Origin of the sequence: Blautia coccoides, assembly GCF_034355335.1 — a bacterium.
Lineage (GTDB): Bacteria > Bacillota > Clostridia > Lachnospirales > Lachnospiraceae > Blautia > Blautia producta.
In genome coordinates, this window is the sequence record NZ_CP136422.1 from 2,692,675 (window position 1) to 2,713,191 (window position 20,517).

At 47.4% G+C, this 20,517-nt stretch carries 19 protein-coding genes; 10 read left to right on the plus strand and 9 right to left on the minus strand.

The window, feature by feature from the left end; genetic code table 11:
* Positions 1–2: 2 nt before the first annotated feature.
* The 5 genes from BLCOC_RS11945 to BLCOC_RS11965 all read right to left on the minus strand — a co-directional run bounded on the left by BLCOC_RS11945 (position 3) and on the right by BLCOC_RS11965 (position 5,760).
* On the minus strand, positions 3–2,672 hold the full coding sequence (locus tag BLCOC_RS11945) for an ABC transporter permease (RefSeq protein WP_115622298.1): 2,670 nt from the start codon (positions 2,670–2,672) through the stop codon (positions 3–5).
* Positions 2,669–3,352, minus strand: a complete 684-nt coding sequence (locus tag BLCOC_RS11950) for an ABC transporter ATP-binding protein (protein ID WP_018594919.1) — start codon at positions 3,350–3,352, stop codon at positions 2,669–2,671. The genes BLCOC_RS11945 and BLCOC_RS11950 overlap by 4 nt, the downstream gene beginning before the upstream one ends.
* An 87-nt stretch (positions 3,353–3,439) precedes the next feature.
* Positions 3,440–4,285, minus strand: a complete 846-nt coding sequence (gene nudC / locus BLCOC_RS11955; protein WP_029469415.1) for an NAD(+) diphosphatase — start codon at positions 4,283–4,285, stop codon at positions 3,440–3,442.
* A complete protein-coding gene (locus BLCOC_RS11960) occupies positions 4,282–5,217 on the minus strand; it encodes an acyltransferase domain-containing protein (RefSeq protein WP_115622299.1) in 936 nt (311 codons plus the stop codon). The genes nudC and BLCOC_RS11960 overlap by 4 nt, the downstream gene beginning before the upstream one ends.
* A 39-nt stretch (positions 5,218–5,256) precedes the next feature.
* Positions 5,257–5,760, minus strand: a complete 504-nt coding sequence (locus tag BLCOC_RS11965; protein ID WP_018594922.1) for a DUF5721 family protein — start codon at positions 5,758–5,760, stop codon at positions 5,257–5,259.
* Between the two features lie 153 nt (positions 5,761–5,913).
* Between BLCOC_RS11965 and BLCOC_RS11970 the strand changes: the two genes are divergently transcribed.
* Positions 5,914–6,753 (plus strand): DegV family protein, encoded by an 840-nt coding sequence (locus tag BLCOC_RS11970; RefSeq protein ID WP_029469413.1) that lies wholly within the window; start codon positions 5,914–5,916, stop codon positions 6,751–6,753.
* A gap of 79 nt (positions 6,754–6,832) precedes the next feature.
* Here the strand turns inward: BLCOC_RS11970 and BLCOC_RS11975 are convergent, their stop codons facing one another.
* Both BLCOC_RS11975 and BLCOC_RS11980 read right to left on the minus strand, forming a co-directional pair.
* Positions 6,833–7,480: a YczE/YyaS/YitT family protein gene (locus BLCOC_RS11975; protein WP_115622300.1), complete on the minus strand. Its 648-nt coding sequence runs from the start codon at positions 7,478–7,480 to the stop codon at positions 6,833–6,835.
* Positions 7,468–7,914 carry a MarR family winged helix-turn-helix transcriptional regulator gene (locus tag BLCOC_RS11980; RefSeq protein WP_029469412.1) on the minus strand — a complete coding sequence of 149 codons (447 nt, stop codon included), beginning with the start codon at positions 7,912–7,914 and terminating at the stop codon, positions 7,468–7,470. Before BLCOC_RS11980 ends, BLCOC_RS11975 begins: the two co-directional genes overlap by 13 nt.
* A gap of 207 nt (positions 7,915–8,121) precedes the next feature.
* Here BLCOC_RS11980 and BLCOC_RS11985 point away from each other — a divergent pair, with 207 nt between their 5' ends.
* The 5 genes from BLCOC_RS11985 to BLCOC_RS12005 all read left to right on the plus strand — a co-directional run bounded on the left by BLCOC_RS11985 (position 8,122) and on the right by BLCOC_RS12005 (position 13,605).
* Positions 8,122–9,549: an MATE family efflux transporter gene (locus BLCOC_RS11985; RefSeq protein ID WP_242998939.1), complete on the plus strand. Its 1,428-nt coding sequence runs from the start codon at positions 8,122–8,124 to the stop codon at positions 9,547–9,549.
* A 59-nt stretch (positions 9,550–9,608) separates the two neighbouring features.
* A complete protein-coding gene (locus BLCOC_RS11990; protein WP_018594927.1) occupies positions 9,609–9,896 on the plus strand; it encodes a GNAT family N-acetyltransferase in 288 nt (95 codons plus the stop codon).
* Between the two features lie 62 nt (positions 9,897–9,958).
* Positions 9,959–12,430: a beta-mannosidase gene (locus BLCOC_RS11995; RefSeq protein ID WP_115625384.1), complete on the plus strand. Its 2,472-nt coding sequence runs from the start codon at positions 9,959–9,961 to the stop codon at positions 12,428–12,430.
* Positions 12,431–12,442: 12 nt separating this feature from the next.
* Entirely contained in the window at positions 12,443–13,000 is a 558-nt protein-coding gene (locus tag BLCOC_RS12000) for an NUDIX hydrolase (protein ID WP_242998940.1), read from the plus strand.
* Positions 13,000–13,605 (plus strand): YdcF family protein, encoded by a 606-nt coding sequence (locus tag BLCOC_RS12005; RefSeq protein WP_029469408.1) that lies wholly within the window; start codon positions 13,000–13,002, stop codon positions 13,603–13,605. The genes BLCOC_RS12000 and BLCOC_RS12005 overlap by 1 nt, the downstream gene beginning before the upstream one ends.
* Positions 13,606–13,665: 60 nt before the next feature.
* On the opposite strand, the gene BLCOC_RS12010 is transcribed toward BLCOC_RS12005, so the two are convergent.
* Both BLCOC_RS12010 and BLCOC_RS12015 read right to left on the minus strand, forming a co-directional pair.
* Entirely contained in the window at positions 13,666–14,388 is a 723-nt protein-coding gene (locus BLCOC_RS12010) for a YesL family protein (RefSeq protein ID WP_115622301.1), read from the minus strand.
* Positions 14,389–14,455: 67 nt separating this feature from the next.
* Positions 14,456–15,739 (minus strand): HlyC/CorC family transporter, encoded by a 1,284-nt coding sequence (locus tag BLCOC_RS12015; protein WP_018594932.1) that lies wholly within the window; start codon positions 15,737–15,739, stop codon positions 14,456–14,458.
* A gap of 315 nt (positions 15,740–16,054) precedes the next feature.
* Between BLCOC_RS12015 and BLCOC_RS12020 the strand changes: the two genes are divergently transcribed.
* The 4 genes from BLCOC_RS12020 to scfB all read left to right on the plus strand — a co-directional run bounded on the left by BLCOC_RS12020 (position 16,055) and on the right by scfB (position 20,449).
* A complete protein-coding gene (locus BLCOC_RS12020; protein WP_115622302.1) occupies positions 16,055–17,998 on the plus strand; it encodes a hypothetical protein in 1,944 nt (647 codons plus the stop codon).
* A gap of 93 nt (positions 17,999–18,091) precedes the next feature.
* Positions 18,092–18,466 carry a TIGR04086 family membrane protein gene (locus BLCOC_RS12025; protein ID WP_115622303.1) on the plus strand — a complete coding sequence of 125 codons (375 nt, stop codon included), beginning with the start codon at positions 18,092–18,094 and terminating at the stop codon, positions 18,464–18,466.
* A gap of 274 nt (positions 18,467–18,740) precedes the next feature.
* The gene (scfA, locus tag BLCOC_RS12030) at positions 18,741–18,881 is read left to right on the plus strand and encodes a six-cysteine ranthipeptide SCIFF (protein ID WP_018594935.1); all 141 of its coding nucleotides are present in this window, start codon (positions 18,741–18,743) and stop codon (positions 18,879–18,881) included.
* Between the two features lie 209 nt (positions 18,882–19,090).
* Entirely contained in the window at positions 19,091–20,449 is a 1,359-nt protein-coding gene (gene scfB, locus BLCOC_RS12035) for a thioether cross-link-forming SCIFF peptide maturase (protein WP_115622304.1), read from the plus strand.
* Positions 20,450–20,517: the final 68 nt, after the last annotated feature.

The following is a 20,517-nucleotide window of genomic DNA, read 5'->3' on the forward strand; positions in this document are numbered from 1 at the left end:
CCCTAAATGGTATCGTCTTTCAGCGCGTCAACAATATTTTCTTTTCGTATTTTCCTGCTGCCGGAGGCATAGGTTGCCAGCATAACAGCCAGCAGCAGGGCAGTGTAAGCAAGAATCTTTAAAAACGGCGCGTGCACCAGGTAAGCGCTAAAGGGCAGCCCAGACGCGTTCAGGAAGAAGGCTACGAACAACACCTGTACGGGAAGACTGATAAGAAACGGCGTCAGCCCGAACAGCAGTGCTTCCAGGGATAAGATGCGGGACAGCGCTCTGGGAGAGAGGCCCACGGAACGCAGGGTGGATAGTTCCCTTCTGCGGCTTTTCAGGGTTCCGGATATGGTTGCCCATACATTGGAGAGACCGATGACCGCCATCAGTCCTGAGATAAAGAAGATGATCGCACTGTACATTTTGTTGGCGTCATTGTTCAGCTTTTCTTTCTCCAGGATATCGGAAATGATATAATCACCGGAACCGTAATATCTGTCACTGAATTTTTCCAGGTCATCTCTGACCTGGGAAATGTATTTCCTGTGGTCGGCTTTGAAAAGACCAATGGCATGGTAGGCCCCCAGACGCCGTTTTTCCCTGACATTTTCAGCCATGGAATCCAGGGTACTCATAGGTACAAACTGAACCAGTGTATATCCGGGAAACTCTACGCCGGGGAGCGGAGTTTTGTCTGTAATGTAGCCGGCTTTTACCTGAATAACTGACTCCCCTTCCTCTTCATCCAAAATTTTATCCGTATAAGTAAGGATGTCTCCCTCTTGCATCTTCAGAAAGTCTATCATATCCGTCCTGGTGGACGTGGCATTCACTTTATCGGCAATGCTGTTGCAGACAATAGACTGTATATCTGCAGTATCAAAATATGGAGCAGGGTCAATACCCAGAGTATCGCAGTATGCGGTGAAGGATTCATCATCCAGGCCAATGAAATAGTTCTGTACCCGGTATTCTCCGTCTCTTTTAATGGGATAATATTTTCCTGCATCCACCACAGCGTCCATTCCTCCCGCGTTCTTAAGCTCATCTGATACCATATCCGGTGTGATCCAAAGGGCAGATTTTAAGTTGGAATAAAATACCGCTTCCTTTACATGAGGAAAGCTTTTCAGGTCTTTCAGAATCTCAGCTTCCGGCGCTTGACCGTTATCCAGGAAATACTCAATGTCCGCTTGATCCTGATCCTCCTTTGCGGAGAACTCTGCCTGGACTGTCCGGAAGGCATTCAGATGCCAGAAACAGGCCAGAACCAGAAAGGATAGGGTCAGGGAGATGGTAGCTGTCCGATAGGATTTCTTTCTGGCAGAAAGCGCGCTGGAAGCCAATTCCCCCTCGATTCCGAAGAACCGGGAGAGGATGTGCCGGGAGCGGGTCTTTTTAATATTTCCGGCTTCACCCCGGCGGATGGCTTCAATGGGCGTAAGCCGGGCTATTTTTCTGGCTGGGATCCTGGCTGAGAACCATACGGTAAAAAAGGTCAGCAGGATGGCAGGCAGGATACTGGGCAGTCCATACGAAAAAGTGACTTTTGGTATATTGCCGCTTCTGGCTGCGTCATTGATGGAGTTCACATACTGTATCAGCCAATGATCCAGAAACCACCCTGTGGCAAGTCCTGCCGGCAGGGGAAGAAGCATGAGAAACAGGCCTTCCCAGATCACCGACTGCCGGATCTGGCGGGGAGAGGCGCCGATGCTTGCCAGGATGCCCAACTGTGTAACACGTGAATTGGCAGACAGAGAGAATGCGTTATGGATGATCAGGACAAAAAGCCCTACAACCAATACAGCCAGGAACAGAAACATAATAGGAAATGCCAGCGCCTCCAGTGCATTGTCCATATGGAACTGTTCTTTGGGAAAGACAAAATGCTGGGACAGAAGATCTGCATTGTATTTTAAATTATATTCACCGTATTCATCCTTTTCCCAGCCGATCAGAGCTGCTATTTTGGGCAGATCCTCATAAGTGTCACGCATAGACCGGAACCGCAGATAGACCGTGATGGATTCCTCCGGCCTGATATCATCATCTTCCATATAGCCCATTGCGTAATAGGAGGGGACAGTGGAGGGCGTGGCAGCGTCCAGGATACCTACTATGGTAAAGGTGCGTTCCTCTCTTTTGGAAAAGGTTTCCCCGCTGCGAAGCGGTTCAGTGGCCTCCAGGATGGTTCCGTCTTTTACTCGTTCTCCCATGGGTAGAGTTATGGTGTCGCCTATTTTAAGCTCCGGATGGTTTTCAAAATATTGTTTTGATATGGCGATTTCATTGGAGGCTTCAGGTATGCGTCCGTCTGTCAGCTCATTTTTTTCCGGCATGTGTTTCCAGTATGCGGCATTGGCACAGCGCAGGGACAGATATTCTCTTCTGGGGTCCTCTATATCAGCCGTGATAAAATTACCTTTTATGAGGACATCGTCCACAGTGGAATACCCCTTTATAAGGGGTAGATCCCGGCCGAAGGCCTCACCGAACAATTCCCCGTGCCAGTCTCCTGATTTGAATACCGTGAGTGTGATGGTATCCCTCCACATGGTATTGATAAATCCGCAGAGGGCGGAGAGGAAGGTGCTGGCCAGATAGAGGGCTATCATGATGGCACAGCTTGTGCGTTTGTTGCGCCGGATAAAATCCAGGGTATATTCTCTCAGGATCTTCATGACTGGTTCACCTGGTCTTTGATCACCCTGCCGTCCTCCATGGTCAGGATACGGTCAGCCTCCAGTGCCAATTTTTCGTCGTGTGTGATCAGAAGAACTGTCTGTCCGAAGCGGCGGTGTGACAGCTTCAGCAGATCCAGTGTCTCCTGGGAATTTTTCCGGTCCAGATTGCCTGTGGGTTCATCTGCCAGTAAAATGGCAGGACGACTGATCAGACTTCTGGCAATGGCGGCCCGCTGCTGCTGCCCTCCTGACAGTTCTCCGGGGAGATGTTCCAGACGGTCAGTAAGCCCAAGAGTTGTGACGATCTGGTCAAACCTTTTCAGGTCAGGTCTGCGTCCGTCCAGAAGGACAGGCAGCAATATGTTTTTCTTGATGGTGAGTGTGGGGATCAGATTATAAAACTGATAGATAAGACCAACCTTCCGCCTTCTGAAGGCAGCAAGCGCCTCTTCATCCAGAGTGGATATATCGGTGTCCTCAATACGGATCTCGCCCTCGGTGGGCCGGTCCACACCTCCCAAAAGATGCAGAAGCGTGGATTTACCGGAACCGGAGGCGCCGACAATGGCTGTGAATTCTCCGCTTTCCACGGAGAGAGTGACATGATCCAGGGCTGTGACCGCGTTTGGGCCTGTGCCGTAAATTTTCGTAAGATTTTTACATGAAAGTATTTCCATAGTTGTGTATCCTCCTTATGGAAACACAGTATAGCAGGGCAAAATGACATTACAGTGACATTTGTAACTATATTGTCATTTGGCAGATCAGAAATTGTTATCCAGTCCGTTTTTGAATAGCGTCATCATTTCCCTGGTAAGGCTGATCTCATATTCATCCACAGGTATTTGGGAGCGTTCCATCCACACTGCCAGAGACAGTTCTTCCTCATCCAGGCAGATGGTGTCATCCCCGTCTAAGTCACAGAAAAAGCCGAAGAGCAGAGTGTCTGTGAAGGACCAGGGCTGGCTTTTATAAAAGCGGAGATTCTTTACCTTGAGGCCAACCTCCTCCATGACTTCACGTCTCACAGTGTCCTCAATGGGTTCTCCGATCTCCGCAAACCCTGCGATCAGGGCATAGTTGGTGAATTCACGTCCCGCGTATTTGGACAGAAGCAGCTTTTCCCCGTTTCTTACAGCCACAATGACTGCAGGGGAGAGCTTTGGGTATTCCATTATGTGACAGTTAGGGCAGTACATCATGCGTTCTTTTTTGTCCGGTTTCATCCTTCTGCCGCAGCAGCCGCAGAATCTGCGGCCTTGATACCATTTATAGAGCTGATGTCCCGTGATCCCAGCAAAGATAAGATGACGGGGGCTTAATGTGCGAAGGCTGTCCGTCTTTTCAAGGGAATAGTCCGGCAACTCCTCAAAAGGAAGCTGGGATACCAGGTAATAGGCAGTTTCATCTATGGTAAAGAGATAAGTCCAGAGGTCTTTTACCGCCGGGAATACAGATTCCGCTTCGGAATAGGTGGGAAAGGAGATTTCCCCGTCCGCATTTTTCATAAAAATCTGGTCTTTTTTATAGCAGAGCAGCACACTGTCCTTTTGGGGTTCATGGGGCAGATATTCGTTGTGGTAAATATGTGGTGCAATATCCTGAATCATAATTTTTCTCCTGTTAGTCTTTTATCATAAATAAAAACGCCGAATCCGAGACCGGCCTGATGTCCTTCCATCAGCCAGGAACGGTAAGCTCTCTGAAGTCCCGTGTCCTGGGGCAGTTCCTCGGCCGGTTTTTTATGATCCTCATAAAAGATTCTCCACAGATCTCCGTTGTTATACTCCTCTTTATAAATGTCATAATCCTGCATAAAGCCCAGTATATTGGAAGTTTTGGGAAGGAAAAGCCTGTGTTCGGGGAACAGCATCCAGGATTCACAGAAAAATACAACGGGTCGGTCTTCAAAAGAATCCCGGAAAAAGTCTGCGGCCATGGCATAGGACTGCATGTACTCCTCTCTTCTCAGCGGCCCGCAGGACGGAATGTGTACATTGATCACAAGGTCGCCCGGGTGCAGAGAGATGCCGTTCTTTTCATAGTTGTCTTCAAAAGGCACCAGCTCGTATTGGAAGCGTCCCAGGGCAAAGCGTTTGACCTCAAACCACCATATCTGCCAGTCAGCCACGCTGGTACCCCATATGCCGAACATTTTTTTGCATTCCAGAAGCTTCCAGTGCAGATCCATCATGGAAGCGCGGAAGATTTCCGGTGCAATACCGCGCTCTTCATAAATTTTCCTGGTTTTGCGTGACAGGATAATGAAAAAGAGCATGTGGAGTGTATAGGTGTGGACACCACAGCTTGGTGAGACATCTTTCAGTTCATTTAAGATTTTTTTATAGTCCATATGGATATTATTACTGTACGTCAGATCAGCGTCTGTGAGTATGGAGAGCGCCTCCGGACTTTTAAAAACCTGTTCCAGGGACTGGCTGAGAGATACAGCAGCTTCCCGGGGATAATCCATTTCACGGGTAAACAGGTCCAGATTCTCCATCCACTCTTGTTTTAATACATTTGTTTCATAATTTTGCATACTTTTCCTTCTTTCACATAAACTATTATCAATATATGATCAGACAAGCAGTACAGGGATCTGCTGCTGCCTGAAAAATTTAGTTACCATTTCATCCCACACCCGGTCCAGGGACTTATCCATGGTGAAGGTTTTAAGGGATGTACCTGTTGTGCAGGTCACATGACTTCCATCGTACTGCAGGTTCAGATACAGGCCGAAGACATCTGCCGGTTTCCAGGAAAGTCCGCTTCCCACAAGCAGCTTTTCCACATTCTGTCTGGAGAGCTGGAATATGATCTTAAAGTGAAGCGGGGTGTGTTTTCCTTTCATGATGGAGAAGCAGAAGGGTTTGATCTCCTTCCACGATGAGAAGGTGCGCTCTGTCTGAGTGAGCATTTCCGCCTGTTCGGAATCAAAGAACTCCTTATGGAGGGAACCGTCGATATTGTAGGTGACGAAGGTAGTCACACTGGCTTCACACAGCCAGAAGGCATCGAAGTCGGTTCCTATAAGCAGACGGGACATAAATTCTTTTACATCCTGTACCTGTAAAGCTATCATGATATTATTTCCTCTTCCTGTTGTAGTCTAAGGAATAGTATATACGAAAAACGGGAAAAATCAAAGCACTTTCATGAAAAAAGCCTTTTCAACAGCATGGTTTTGTGTTATCATAAAACATAGTATTAAAAACTACATATAAGAGGTTGCAAGATGAGATATAAAATAGTAATAGACAGCTGCGGAGAATTAATTGAACGTTGGAAAGAAGACCCGTCCATTGAACGGGCATCCCTGACACTTACTGTCGACGAAGAAGATATTGTGGATGATGAGAGCTTTGATCAGGCATATTTCTTAAAAAGAGTAGCAGAATCACCGAACTGTCCAAAATCCTCATGTCCCTCCCCGGAGAGATATATGGAGGCCTATGACTGTGAGGCTGACCATGTGTATGCAGTGACACTTTCCTCAGAACTGAGCGGTTCCTACAACAGCGCCGTGCTGGGCAGGAATCTGCTGTTGGAGAACTGTCCTGAGAAGAAGATCCACATCTTCAATTCCCGTTCCGCTTCTGTGGGCGAGACACTGATCGCCCTGAAGATCGAGGAGTGCGAGAACAGGAATATGGAATTTGAGGATATTGTCCAGGAGGTAGAGGCCTATATTGAAAGCCAGAATACCTATTTTGTACTGGAAAGCCTTGAGACGCTTAGAAAGAACGGACGTTTAAGCAATCTGAAGGCATTTGTGGCCACAGCCCTGAAAATAAAGCCTGTCATGGGAGCTACCCCGGAAGGTACCATCATACAGCTTGACCAGGCAAGAGGCATTAATAAGGCACTTATGAAAATGGTGGATTATATTGTGGAGCGCTCAGAGAACAGCGCGGACAGAATACTGGGCATATCACACTGTAACTGCCGGGAACGGGCCGAGATAGTAAAAGACGCCATTATAAAACGGATTCCGGTGAAAGACGTAGTCCTTCTGGATACCGCAGGCGTGAGCAGCATGTATGCCAATGACGGCGGAATCATTGTTGTGATATAAATAAAACAAGAGGTGTAAACGGAATAGAAAAGCCGTTTCCACCTCTTGCTTTTTTATGCAGAGATATACTGAATATCCGTCAGTCAGACAGGGCACCGGTCAGCGTGTCAGACAATCTGTCAAACAGTCTGCCTATCAGCCGTGCGAGAAAGCCCACCAGAAATGCCGCGAGGATGGTTCCCTCACTGACGCCTTTCAGCGTGTGAAAGGAAAATAGGGAGATGGCAGCAGCGGTAAATGTCATGGCAGCGTCGAAAGCGATCTTGCAGTTCCCGAAATCTTTATGCCAGGTCACCGACACCGCTCTGACAAAGGATTCACCGGGAAGCATGACCACATTGGCAAGAACCTCCAGATACACACCGAAGGCCAGTATTACACAGCCGGTCAGAAGAGCTGTTATCTTAGCGGGATAACCGGAGGGTGCCAGGCCTTTTAAGAGGAGCATGGTAAGATCTATGAAATATCCGAAGAGGATGGATACCGGTATCTGAAGTATGTCTTCCGGTTTGAAGTTTTTCCGCAGTATGAGAATCTGCAGCCCGATCAAAAGCAGACTGAATACAATGGTGAATTCTCCCAGAGTCCATGGGAATCTCAGGCTCAGTACATAGGGGATGGAAGAGATCGGGGAGGTGCCAAGATCCGCTTTTGTCACAAAGCTCACTCCCATGGAGCAGAAAAAGAGACCGGCAGTAAAGATGAGATAAGACTTTAGTTTTTCCATGTTTCATTTGTCCTTTCGTAAGCAGTTATAGTTTCAAATATTTTGTGGAAGGCTGTAAGAAAGGCATCCCTCTCCTCAACAGTCAGTTCGGAGAAGGCCTGCGCTTCTAGTTGGGAAAATTCCCTCTCCACATACTGCACCATTTCCTTCCCCTTTTGGGTGAGGAATACGTGAAGGGAGCGGCGGTTGCCGTTCAGGCTTTTCCGTTCAATAAGTCCCTTTTGTTCCATGCCTCCAAGAACAGAAGTGAGGGATGCGGGTTCAATGTGACAGGCAGCGGCAATGGCTTTCTGATTGGAACCGTCATGTTCCCTCAGATAGTCCAAAACCTTTGGCTGTCCCAGGGTCAGGCCGGTGCCCTGCAGTCCTGTCAGCAGTTTTTTATGAAAAACAGCCTGAGTGACCATTAACATGTAGTGAAATGATTCTTTCATAAGAGTTGACTCCTTTTGATTATAATAAGTATTCTAATAGTTAGGATGCTTATTATATTATTACATGGAGCGGGGATTTGTCAAGTAAGGAAAAGAAAAAACAGGATTTCTGCTTAAAATACATTTTGACCAGAGTGCCTTTTTATAGTAGGATAGATATATGATCCTTTGTGGATTTTTGTACGTAACTGTGAAGATTCATCAGTTATGAAAAATGTGACAGAAGAAGGTAAACGTATTATGGGAGGACAACTAAAAAAATTATTTGGCCCTGTGGATATGACAGAGGGCAAACCGTGGGAAAAAATCGTGGCTTTTACTGTGCCGCTGATCATTGGAAATATCGCGCAGCAGCTCTATAACACGGTTGACAGTATCATTGTGGGGCGCTATATAGGTGACAATGCCCTGGCGGCAGTGGGAAGTGCAGGACCGATCCTCAACCTGCTGCTGGTTCTGTTCATCGGTATTTCCGTGGGAAGCAGTGTTATGGTTTCCCAGTATTTCGGGGCGAAGGAGAGGGAAGAGCTTTCGGCCACCATAGGAAGCTGTATTACACTGACTGCCATCGCGTCGGTGATCATCATGGCCCTGGCACCGTTTGTCATTATGCCTATGCTGGAGCTTCTGCACACCCCGGATACCATTATAGACTGGTGCAATTCTTATCTGAGGATACTGTTTATCGGTATTGCAGGTGTGGCTTATTATAATATTTTAAGCGGTATTTTAAGAGGTCTCGGGGATTCCGTATCAGCCCTTTTATATCTGCTTGTGGCAACAGTGCTGAATATCATCCTGGATCTGTGGTTTGTAGCCGGTCTGGGTCTGGGAGTGCCGGGAGTTGCCCTTGCAACAGCGATCGCTCAGGCAGTATCGGCGATCCTCTGCATGTGGAAGCTGACCCGCATGAAGGATGTCTTTGATTTCAAGCTCCATTATTTGAAAATGAAAAAGAACCATGCCGTGAATATTATCCGTCTGGGACTTCCCTCTGGGCTTACCCAGGCTATCTTTTCCATGGCGATGGTCATTGTGCAGTCACTGACAAACAGCTTTGGTGAAATGTTCATAGCAGCCAATGTGATCGTTATGCGTGTGGATGGTTTTGCCATGATGCCAAACTTTTCTTTTGGTACCACTATGACGACCTACGCGGGCCAGAATGTAGGGGCTAACAGCTATGACCGGGTGGAAAAGGGTGCCAGACAGGGCACACTGATAGCCGCCGGTACCTCCGCTGTGATAACTGCCCTGATCCTGCTGTTCGGCAGGAATCTCATGGGCATATTTACCAGTACCTCTGAGCTTGTGGATCTGAGTATGCGCCTGATGTGTATCCTGGCGGCAGGATACATTGCCATGGCGGTAACTCAGAGCCTTTCCGGTGTCATGAGAGGTGCGGGTGATACCATGACGCCCATGTGGATATCCATCATTACCACTGTGCTGATCCGTGTGCCTCTGGCTTATGGGATTTCCTGGGCCACCAGGACACCGGAGCTTCCAAATGGCCGGAGTGAGTGTATCTTTATCTCTCTGCTGGTATCCTGGCTTCTGGGTGCTGTTGTCACCTGGTATTTCTACGGGAGAGGAAAGTGGAAAACAAAAGCACTTGCCGCAGCAGAAAAATAGAAATATAAAAGCCGGTTATGCCGGCTTTTATGAAATAAAAAAAGAAGAGGAGAATGATCATGGAATTTACGAAGGAAAAAGCAAAAATAGCCTATTACAATGAAGACGGTGAAATACTGGCAGAAGTCACATTTCCGGCAGTGAACAAAAATACGGTGAATATAAATCATACCTTTGTAGATGAGTCCCTGCGGGGACAGGGAATTGCAGGAAAGCTTATGCAGGCAGCAGCAGAATATCTGGATGAGAGCGGCAAAAAAGTCCTTCCCACATGTTCTTATGCGGTGGGCTGGTTTGCAAAGCACCCGGAATATAGCCATCTTCTGATCGACGGAAGTGAAGAATAAGTGATCTTAAGGAACCGTGAGTGTACGGAACCGTTAAAAAAGAAAAAGGGGAAAGCAGCTGGATGATAAAACAGAATCTAAATAAAAATTGGGAAATGCACACAGCAGGGCAGAAGGACCGGCAGCAGGCACAGGTTCCGGGAACTGTGTATACAGATCTATTGAGGAACGGCAATATGGAAGATCCTTTTTGGAAAGACAATGAGAACAAGGCCCTGGCGCTGATGGAAAATGACTATGAATATGAGACGATATTTTCCTGTGAACCGGATCTTCTGGCATGTGACAGCGTTTTGCTGCGCTTTGAAGGTCTGGACACCATTGCAGACATCTATGTGAATCATGAGTATATAGGAAGAACAGATAATATGCACCGCATATGGGAGTTTCCGGTGCGGCATCTTCTCCGTGAAGAGGGAAACCTGCTGCGGATACTTTTGCACTCCCCCCTGGCATACATCAGGGAAAAATTCTCGGAGGCGCCTACAAGAGGTTCTGAGGATGCCATGGACGGTTTTGTCCATATCAGAAAGGCCCACTGCATGTTCGGCTGGGACTGGGGCGCACACCTGCCGGACGCGGGCATATTCCGGCCGGTAATTCTGCTCGGTATCCAGAAGGCTTGCCTTGACAGCGTATATCTGCCGCAGGAACACCGGGAGGGATATGTCCTGCTGAAACCTCAGGTGGACGCAAGGATCGTAAAGGAGGAACCGGCAGGGGAGATCGTGAGGATCCAGGGAGAGACTTCAGGCTGTTCTTACCGGATCACTGTGGAGAACCCCGAAAAAGAAACAAAGGTCTTCGAGGGTTCTCCGGAGGAGATACGTATCGAAAATCCAAGTCTCTGGTGGCCAAACGGTCTTGGGGAGCAGCCTCTTTACACGGTCAGGACAGAGCTTCTGTGCGGGGAATCTGTGGTGGACGAAATGGTACAGCGCGTTGGTCTTCGTACCATGACCATGCATGTGGAGAAGGACGAATTTGGGGAGAGCTTTGCCCATGAAGTGAACGGCGTACAGGTATTTGCCATGGGTGCTGACTATATCCCTGAGGATCATCTGCTGGGCAGGACAACCCCGGAAAAGACAAGAAAACTTTTGGAAGACTGCAGGGCCGCTAATTTCAATGCTGTCCGCGTGTGGGGCGGCGGGTATTATCCTGAGGATTGGTTCTATGATATCTGCGACGAGCTGGGCCTTATGGTATGGCAGGACTTTATGTTTGCCTGCGCGGTCTATGATCTGACGCCGGCTTTTGAGGAAAACATCAGAAAAGAACTGGCTGACAATATAAAACGTATCCGCGGCCATGCCTCTTTGGGTCTGTGGTGCGGCAATAATGAGATGGAAATGTTTGTGAAAGAGGGAAACTGGGTTTCAAAGCATTCGGAGGTGAGGGATTATCTGTTTATGTACGAGAGGGTGATTCCGGAAGTGCTGAAGAAATACGACCCACAGACCTTTTACTGGCCGGCAAGTCCTTCCTCCGGCGGTTCCTTTGATGAACCCAATGACCCCAACAGGGGCGATGTGCATTATTGGGATGTATGGCATGGGAATAAGCCTTTCTCAGACTACAGAAATTATTTCTTCCGTTATGCTTCGGAATTCGGATTCCAGTCCTTCCCTTGCCTGAGCACGGTTAAGACATTTACGGATGACCAGGATGACTGGAATATTTTTTCCTATGTGATGGAAAAGCATCAGAGAAATGCAGGCGCAAACGGCAAGATCATGAATTACATGCAGCAGACGTTCCGCTATCCATCCTCCTTCGAGACTGTGCTATACGCGTCACAGCTTCTGCAGGCGGAGGCGATCCGCTATGGGGTGGAACATTTCAGAAGGAACAGGGGAAGATGTATGGGCGCTGTTTACTGGCAGCTAAATGACTGCTGGCCTGTGGCCTCCTGGTCTTCCATTGACTACACTGGCCGCTGGAAGGCACTGCACTATTTTGCAAAGCGCTTTTTCACTCCTGTCATGGTATCCTGCCAGGAGGAGGGGTGGCTGACTCAAAAGCCTGATATGAACAGGGAACATTTTGAATTTGAAAAATCCATCCGCCTAAATGTGACCAATGAGACCAGAAAAGAACAGCAGGTACTGGTGAGATGGGCGGTGAGGAACCAAAAGGCAGAGATGATCTCGTCCCGGGAGGAGATGGTCAGTGTTCCGCCTATGTCCAGTATCTGGCTTGACAAGACAGAGTTTCCGCATATTCAGATATTTGACAACTATGTAAGCTATGAGCTGGTGCAGAATGGAAGCATCATCTCAGAAGGTACGGTGATCTTCTCTCTGCCAAAATACTTTGCCTATGAAGATCCAAAACTTAGCTGCCGGGTAGAGGGGAATGAGATCCTTATCCGGGCACAGGCGTATGCCAAGAGTGTGGAGATCCAGAATGATAAGGAAGATCTGCTTTTGTCGGATAACTATTTTGATATGAATGCCGGGGAGAAGCGCGTCAGGGTACTGAGAGGCGAACCTAAGAACCTGCGGCTCAGAAGTGTGTATGACATTCGGTAGATGGGAGGATACATGATGGAACTCTGGGACATACGCGACAGCAGAGGGATCCCTACGGGGAGGACCATTGAAAAGGGCAGAACTTTTGAGGATGGGGAGTACCATATTGCAGTGGAAGCCTGGATCATCAACAGCAAAGGAGAATTTCTGATCCAGAAACGAAGCAGCAGATGTGTACACTATCCCAATGTCTGGTCTCTGACAGCAGGAAGGATACAGGCAGGCGAAGACGCTAAAGAGGGCTGCATCAGGGAGGTCAGAGAGGAAATCGGCCTTGAACTTAATAGGGAAGAACTGATACATCTGGCACATATTAACAGGGAAGACGGAAGCCATATGATCTGGGACGTGTTTCTCGCGCGGAGGGATATACCTGCCGGGGAACTGATTCTGGATCCGGATGAAGTGGCAGAGGTCAGATGGGTGTCTGCAGGGGAACTGGAGCACATGATACGGACAGAAGAAATTTTTACCTACCCGGAGATTCTGGATTTCCTTTGTCTGATCACGGAAAAGTACCTGTACAGCAATGCGGAAACGGACAGCAGAGCAGAAAGAGGACAGGAATAATGTTTAACAAGAGATTTTTGGATCAGATGACAGAGTTCATATTTGTGGAGCAGGAACCGAAAACGGCAGATATTATCTTTGTCCCTGGCAGTGGTTTTCCCCAGATCGCAGAAAAAGCGGCAGAACTGTATGGGGAAGGGTTTTCCTCCCTTGTTCTGCCGTCGGGGAAATACAGCATTCTGCAGGGAAAATTCGGAGGGGTCCGGGCAAAAGAAGAGGAGTACGATGGAGAGTACAGGACAGAGTGGGAATTTTTAAAGACAGTCCTTGTGAAAAATGGTGTGAGAGAATGTGATATATGGAGAGAGGAAAAAGCAACTTATACATATGAGAATGCCATCCGTTCCAGAGCTGTGACAGACGCAGCAGGTCTTGAGGTGAAACGTGGATTGATCTGCTGCAAACCGGCACATGCCAGGCGCGCGCTTCTGTATTACCAGCTTCTTTATCCGGAGACAGAGCTTCTTGTCTGTCCTGCAGATGACTGTGAGATCACCAGGGACAATTGGTTTTTAAGCGAAAAGGGATGTGAGACCGTTCTGGGAGAGATCGCCCGCTGTGGGGAGCAGTTCCATGAGATACTGAAAAATATGAGAAATGAATAAAAGAAGGGGCTGTGAAAAATGTTATTCCATTTTTCGCAGCCCCTTCTTTTGTCAGAGGATTTATTTCTTTTCCTGGATTTGTTCTATTGTCTCCTGATCAGAGGAAATCTCATCTTCAGGAACAGTATAATCGTCCGGATTGCCCTGCTCTTCCTCCTCCGCGGGTTCATATTTTGCAAAAACCTTGCGGAAGATATAGGAATTACAAAAAGCAATAAAGGAGAGTCCGATCAAAAACCAGAACAGGCTTCCGTAAACAAGTGTAGTGGAATTGAACATGGTGATGAACACGATTCCCACCGGAATACAGACAACCAAAATCGTATGGGGCAGATTCAGGATGCTGATAAGCAGCGCGTTTTTAATAGTGTTTTTCACATTGTTCTCAAACCTTGCCACATAGGGGAAGACATAGGTAAGCAGCAGGAGGTAAAAGGTTATCACAACGCCTACCAGAATGCGGAAGATGTTCTTCATATTGTCAGGCAAAAACTGGGTTGCTTTGTAATCGGCGAAGATCAGCAGACCCAGTACAGCCAGGATCAGCCAGATGATCGTGGAGATCTTGAAGTTCTCCTTGAATGCTTTTAAAAAGCCTTTGAAGATGTAAGATTCCTCACCCCTTACCATTTTCAGAGTAACAGAGTAAAGCGCAGTGACAGATGCTCCTATGGTCACAATAGGAATGCAGCATATCAGGCACATAAAATTTAAGATCATCAGGTCACAAACGCGGGACAGAAACCGCATAACGGGGCTGTCCATGTTAAAAAAACCGCTCATAATTCTTTGTTGTCCTTTCCATTTGGTGTTTTCGCGGCAGCTGTCGGGTATTCCTTCCAGTTACCTGTCATTCTTCTTCTTCGGGCTGTTCCTGTATCTCGGGCAGGTATATATGTACAGCCTCAATTCTGTTTTTCTCTATCTTGTCCACAACCAGGCGGACATGATCCGGGGTTGTGATGCTCTCCCCGGGTTCCGGGAAGCGGTCAAGCTGTTCGATGATGTAGCCGCCGATGGAATCGTAGTCCTCAGATTCAATCTGTACAGGCAGCACCTCATTCAGATCATCCAGTCTGGCAGAGCCGAGAGCAACATATTCCCGTCCCGGAATGATTTCCGTCAGGTCGTCCTCCTCCGTGTCATCATATTCATCGTGGATATCCCCCACGATCTCCTCCAGCAAATCCTCCAGAGTGATGATTCCGGCTGTTGCGCCGTACTCGTCAAGTACAACGGCAAAGGAAACACTCTCTTCTTTCATTTCCACCAGAAGCTCAGAGGTCTTCTTGTACTCAAAAGTGAAGTAAGGCTCACGCATGATCTCCCTGAGAGAAAAATTCTCCCTGGACCCCATGAGCAGCAGATCCTTTACATTTACAATGCCCACCACATTGTCTGTGGTATCTTCATAGACGGGGAAACGGGTGTGCTTTTCCTCTCTGAACATGGATACCAGGTCATCATAGGAGCTTCCGATATCAGCAAAAGCCACATCAATGCGGGGAACCATAACATCCTTGGCTTGGGAATCACCGAAATCGAACACGTTGTATATCATCTGGCGTTCCTCGCTCTCAATAACGCCTTCCTCATGGCTGACGTTGACGATGGTGCGCAGCTCGTGTTCTGTGATTCGGTTGCCTTTTCCGCTCTGGTCGATCCGCAGAAGGGAGAGAACGCCGTCTGAAAGCTTATTTACAATATAGATGACCGGTGTGAGAATTACCATAAGTCCATGGATCGGTCCTGCATAAGAAAGTGCAAGCTTTTCCGCATTGAGGGTTGCCATGGTTTTCGGTGTGATTTCTCCGAAAATCAAAATGAGCAGTGTGAGCACACCGGTACAGATGCCCACTGCGGCGTTGCCGAACATACGGATCGCCATGGATGTAGCCAGGGAAGAAGCCCCAATATTCACCAGGTTGTTGCCGATTAAAATGGTGCTGAGCATCTTGCCGGAATTGCCTGTTACCTTCAGAAGGGTTTTGGCCTTCTTGTTTCCCTGTTCGGCCAGGGTTTGGATACGTATTTTGTTTGCGGTTGTCATAGAAGTTTCTGCGGATGAAAAAAATGCCGAAAGACATATGAGAATGATCAAAACGAGAAACTGTATGGCGTCACTGGAATCCAATTAAATTTCAACTCCTTTGTAATATAAAATTATATTAAGAAATGATACATGATTTTGGGAAGGATTGCAAGTATAGCAGAAAAAATAAAAAAATTGAATTTTAGGGGTGTCGAAACATACAGAAATATGCTATAATGACTCCGATAGAGGCATGATGATTATGCCTAAAGAAAGAGTACCTAAATTGTCTAATATGCACAATGTGCAGAACGGCGGTTTTTACATATAAAAGATAGAGAAGCGTAACGGTTCAGCTTGCCTGAACTGTTGCTCAGAGCAGACCATGACAAGACAGTTTTGAAAAAGGGGCAGAGTATGAAGAAAAATAACAGCAGATCATATAAAAATAGAATCTTAAAAACGACACTGGGTATCACCCTGGCAGCGGTGCTGGTAGTACAGGGAGTGGGCACCGGTATGCACATGGGATTGTCCCAGGCAGCGGCAGCGGAGCAGTCAGACAACACGGCAAAGTTAAAAACAGTCTATTTGAGCGGCAGCGGCAAGAAAGGCGGAGACGGCACTTCTAAGGATTCGGCAGTGTCCAGCTTTGAAAAAGCCAAGTCCTTGGCCGCTGACAACGGAACCATTTTGGTATGCGGGACCATAACCATCTCCGGTGAGACAAAGCTCGCCATGCCGTCGGGAATCACAGTGAAGCGTGCTGACGGATTCAGCGGTCCAATTATAAAAGTGGAGGGGAGCGGTAAGCTTATCCTGACTTACGGATGGTTGAGTGCCTCCGATGTGGATACTAAGAGTGCAAATCTGGGTGCAGACGCTTTTGTAGTGGGAGAAAAAGCAAAAGAGGAGAGCAAAGACAGCCAGGAACAGAAGAAAGAAGAGAATCCTTCCGGGGATAACAGCGCCGATAAAGCTGATAAAGAAGAGACAAAAGAAGAATCAAAGGAAGAGACCAAAGAGGAACCAAAAGAGGAGCAAAAAGAAGAACCAAAGGAAGAGCCAAAAGAAGAGACACCGGCCAAAAAGCAGGAAGCTCCCGCAGTGACAGTTCCGGATACCATGACGATGAAAGAGCCGGCTACGCTGGAGTCTATGTTCATGGGGGATGGATTTGAAGGGGATGGTACCTTCCGCTTTGCGGAGCCGGAGAAGATTCCCGATACATACGAGAGTACACAGCAGATCATTTTTACACCAAATGATACAGAGACATATGATTATTCAGGAATTCCGGGCTGGAGCCAGGAGGGACAGCAGGTAATCCGAAGCGTGAAGGTGTATGTGGAGTCTTTAAAGACGCCGGAGCCTTCAGCAGAAGATAAAGAGGAGCCCAAGAAGGACGAAAGCGCCACAGAAGATCCTAAGAAGGATACAGGCAGCGGTGACACGGGCAAAAGTGAAACGGCTGAAAATCCTAACGGCAGTGACAAGAATACAGATACCGATAAGACGGAAAAGCCGGCTGATGATAAAAAAGACCCAGATAAGACAGAAAAGCCAACCGATGATAAAAAAGACGTAGAAGACAAAAAGGATGATACATCTAAAAAAGAAGAGCCGAAAAAAGAAGGCTCTGATAAAAAGGATGACACATCCAAGAAGGAAGATACTTCCGAAAAAGAACCGGTGGGCAGTCTTTGGGACAAAGCCACAGATGTTAAAATATCCGGTGATTTTATTCCGTCCTATGTGGAAGTCAGGGTTTCAGTGAATACAGATCTGGACAGCATGCCGAAAGCGGATATTGAACAGATCCTCCAGGCCTATGAGATAAAGCTTTGGGATTTAAAAGCAGATAAAAAATACACGATCCCGGACGGCAAAAAAGTCACAGTTTCAATTCCGGTGCCAAAAGACGCGGACCTCTATAAGAAGCTGTTGATCGGACATTATATCGAAGAGACAGGAAATTACGAATATTTTACCCTGGGAAGCAATATGAATGTTGTGGACGGATACCTGGTGTTTGAGACCGGCTCTCTGAGTCCTTTTAATGTGGGCGGCAGTCAGCTTGTGGGAATCGGTACACAGAGTCCGAACCATAAACCGGTAGTGCCGTCAACAGGAACCACCGGTAACAGCGGAGGTTCTTCCGTCAACAAAAATAACGGAAACGGCAGTTCTTCCACAGTGAAGAAGCCTGTGGATACTTCAGTAAAGAAAAATAACGGTACTGTCATCGTAAATCCCAGAACAGGTGATGAGACACCTATCCTGACCTATGTGCTGGCAGCCGCGGTCGCAGTCATCGTGGTAGTGATCCTTGTGGTCCTGAGCAAAAGAAAAAAGAAATAGGCGGCTGTGAGAGCTTGGAACAGTTATAGAAGCAATTACATAGTAATACATTAGAATGCCCTCCCATATATATACATATGGGAGGGTTTCTTTATGGAGCAGACAGTTGTAAAACAATCAAAACCTCTACTGATGATGAAGGCGCTGCTGGCGGCTTACCTGGCAACAGGCCTTATGCTGCTTCTTCTGGCGCTTCTTCTGTACAAGATGGGACTGGGAGAAAACCAGGTAAATCTGGGCATTTTGATTATTTACATAGTGTCCTGTTTTCTGGGAGGATTTTATCTTGGAAAAAAGGTGGGAAACCAGAGATATCTTTGGGGAATGGCGCTGGGGATCGGATATGCAGTGCTTCTCACCGCGGTCACATTTTTGACGGAGCACCAGATAACCGCTGATTTCAAGGAGATGGTAGTGACCTATTTCCTCTGTTTCCTGGGAGGCGCGCTGGGCGGTATGCTGTCGTAACGGTTCAGCCTTATTTTGTTACTATTCAGCCTTTCGGCTTCATAGCAACAAAAGTATGCACACAGACTGCACAAACCGCAGTCTGGCGCGTGACTGCCTCAGGATTGCCTTGCGAATGCAAGGCAACACTTCGCGGGAAAGTGGAAGGCTGAACTGTTACCTTATTGTCCTGAATTACGAAAGAAATACTTGCCTTGCCGGTTATAGATATGCTATAATAACCACAAGCGTGCAGACGCATAGAATTACATTTAAGCACAGGGAGGAATATGTCATGGAACATATCAAAACATTAAATACAAAAAGCTTACAGAATACAGTAAAAAAAGGCGGATGTGGTGAGTGCCAGACATCCTGTCAGTCAGCCTGCAAAACATCCTGCACAGTGGGAAACCAGAGCTGCGAGAATAAATAATAGAAACCGCACTCAGCGGGCTTCCTATTATAAAAAGTAGTTTGCTGTCATAGGAAGACATCAAAAGCAGCGGTATAAAAGCCGCTGCTTATTCATTGTTCAGCATGAACAGCGGGGAACCTTCCGGCCTTCGCAGGTGAGGGAGGAGTCTCGAAACAATTTCAGCATGTGGATTTTAATGATCTGCAAGAGAAGAAAGGGAAAACACTGTGATTCATCGTTATAAAAATAATGGCTATAATATTGTACTCGATGTAAACAGCGGTTCCGTGCATGTGGTAGATGAGATCGTTTACGATATGGTTGGACTGCTCGATGAGGGAAAAAGTGAGAAGGAGATACTCGCTTCCCTGGAAGGCAGGTATCAGGAGGAGGATATTAAGACTGCTCTTGAGGAATGCGCGGAGCTGAAAAAAGAACAGATGCTGTTTACAGAGGATGTGTACGAGAAAGCAATCAACAGTTTTAAGGACAGGCCTACTGTGGTGAAGGCCCTGTGCTTACATATTGCCCACGACTGCAACCTGGCATGCCGCTACTGTTTTGCGGAGGAAGGGGAGTATCATGGACGCAGAGCCATGATGTCTTATGAAGTGGGAAAACAGGCGCTGGATTTCCTGATCGCCAATTCAGGCAGCAGGAAGAATCTGGAAGTCGATTTCTTTGGCGGGGAGCCTCTGATGAACTGGAAGGTCGTCAAAGACCTAGTGGCCTATGGCCGTTCCCAGGAAAAAATCCATAACAAGCATTTCCGTTTTACGCTGACTACAAACGGCGTTCTGCTCAATGATGAGATAATGGAGTTCGCGAATAAAGAGATGGACAATGTGGTTCTCAGTATTGACGGCCGCAGGGAAGTCCATGATTTTATGCGTCCTTTCAGAAAAGGAGCGGGCAGCTATGACCTGGTTGTGCCAAAATTCCAGAAGTTTGCGGACAGCAGAGGCCAGAAAAGATATTATGCCAGAGGAACCTTCACCCGTCATAATCTGGATTTTTCCAAGGACGTGCTCCATTTGGCTGATCTGGGCTTTGAACAGATATCTGTGGAGCCTGTGGTGGCAGATGAAAAAGAGGCATATGCACTCCAGTGGGAAGATGTTCCGAAGATCTGTGGAGAGTATGACAAGTTGGCAAAAGAAATCATCAAGAGGGAAAAAGAGGGAAGAGGTTTTAATTTCTTCCACTTTATGATAGACCTGACGGGAGGCCCCTGCGTGTACAAGAGGCTTTCTGGCTGTGGTTCCGGAACGGAATACCTGGCTGTGACCCCATGGGGGGACCTGTATCCATGCCACCAGTTTGTAGGTGAGGAGAAATTCCTCATGGGCAACGTATGGGACGGTGTACAGAAACCGGAAATCCGTGACGAGTTTAAAGAGTGTAATGTATATGCAAAGGATAAATGCCGGGAGTGCTTCGCCAGATTTTACTGCAGCGGCGGATGCGCGGCAAATTCCTATAATTTCCACGGATCTATCAATGATGTCTATGATCTTGGCTGTGAACTGCAGCGAAAGAGAGTGGAATGTGCCATTATGATAAAAGCGGCCATGGCAGATCAGTAAGTCCCCGGGGAAATTCCCTGACGGGATCGTGGATACTAGCGATCACAGCATGACACAGATTAAGACTA

Excerpts from the sequence above, each read along its gene's own strand:
- BLCOC_RS12010 (WP_115622301.1), bottom strand. The coding sequence starts at position 14,388 with ATGAGCGGTTTTTTTAACATGGACAGCCCCGTTATGCGGTTTCTGTCC.
- BLCOC_RS11995 (WP_115625384.1), top strand. The coding sequence starts at position 9,959 with ATGATAAAACAGAATCTAAATAAAAATTGGGAAATGCACACAGCAGGG.
- BLCOC_RS11970 (WP_029469413.1), top strand. The coding sequence starts at position 5,914 with ATGAGATATAAAATAGTAATAGACAGCTGCGGAGAATTAATTGAACGT.
- BLCOC_RS11965 (WP_018594922.1), bottom strand. The coding sequence starts at position 5,760 with ATGATAGCTTTACAGGTACAGGATGTAAAAGAATTTATGTCCCGTCTG.
- BLCOC_RS11960 (WP_115622299.1), bottom strand. The coding sequence starts at position 5,217 with ATGCAAAATTATGAAACAAATGTATTAAAACAAGAGTGGATGGAGAAT.
- scfA (WP_018594935.1), top strand. The coding sequence starts at position 18,741 with ATGGAACATATCAAAACATTAAATACAAAAAGCTTACAGAATACAGTA.
- BLCOC_RS11990 (WP_018594927.1), top strand. The coding sequence starts at position 9,609 with ATGGAATTTACGAAGGAAAAAGCAAAAATAGCCTATTACAATGAAGAC.
- BLCOC_RS11980 (WP_029469412.1), bottom strand. The coding sequence starts at position 7,914 with ATGAAAGAATCATTTCACTACATGTTAATGGTCACTCAGGCTGTTTTT.
- BLCOC_RS12005 (WP_029469408.1), top strand. The coding sequence starts at position 13,000 with ATGTTTAACAAGAGATTTTTGGATCAGATGACAGAGTTCATATTTGTG.
- BLCOC_RS11985 (WP_242998939.1), top strand. The coding sequence starts at position 8,122 with ATGAAAAATGTGACAGAAGAAGGTAAACGTATTATGGGAGGACAACTA.
- nudC (WP_029469415.1), bottom strand. The coding sequence starts at position 4,285 with ATGATTCAGGATATTGCACCACATATTTACCACAACGAATATCTGCCC.
- BLCOC_RS11945 (WP_115622298.1), bottom strand. The coding sequence starts at position 2,672 with ATGAAGATCCTGAGAGAATATACCCTGGATTTTATCCGGCGCAACAAA.
- BLCOC_RS11950 (WP_018594919.1), bottom strand. The coding sequence starts at position 3,352 with ATGGAAATACTTTCATGTAAAAATCTTACGAAAATTTACGGCACAGGC.
- BLCOC_RS12020 (WP_115622302.1), top strand. The coding sequence starts at position 16,055 with ATGAAGAAAAATAACAGCAGATCATATAAAAATAGAATCTTAAAAACG.
- BLCOC_RS12000 (WP_242998940.1), top strand. The coding sequence starts at position 12,443 with ATGATGGAACTCTGGGACATACGCGACAGCAGAGGGATCCCTACGGGG.
- BLCOC_RS11975 (WP_115622300.1), bottom strand. The coding sequence starts at position 7,480 with ATGGAAAAACTAAAGTCTTATCTCATCTTTACTGCCGGTCTCTTTTTC.
- BLCOC_RS12025 (WP_115622303.1), top strand. The coding sequence starts at position 18,092 with ATGGAGCAGACAGTTGTAAAACAATCAAAACCTCTACTGATGATGAAG.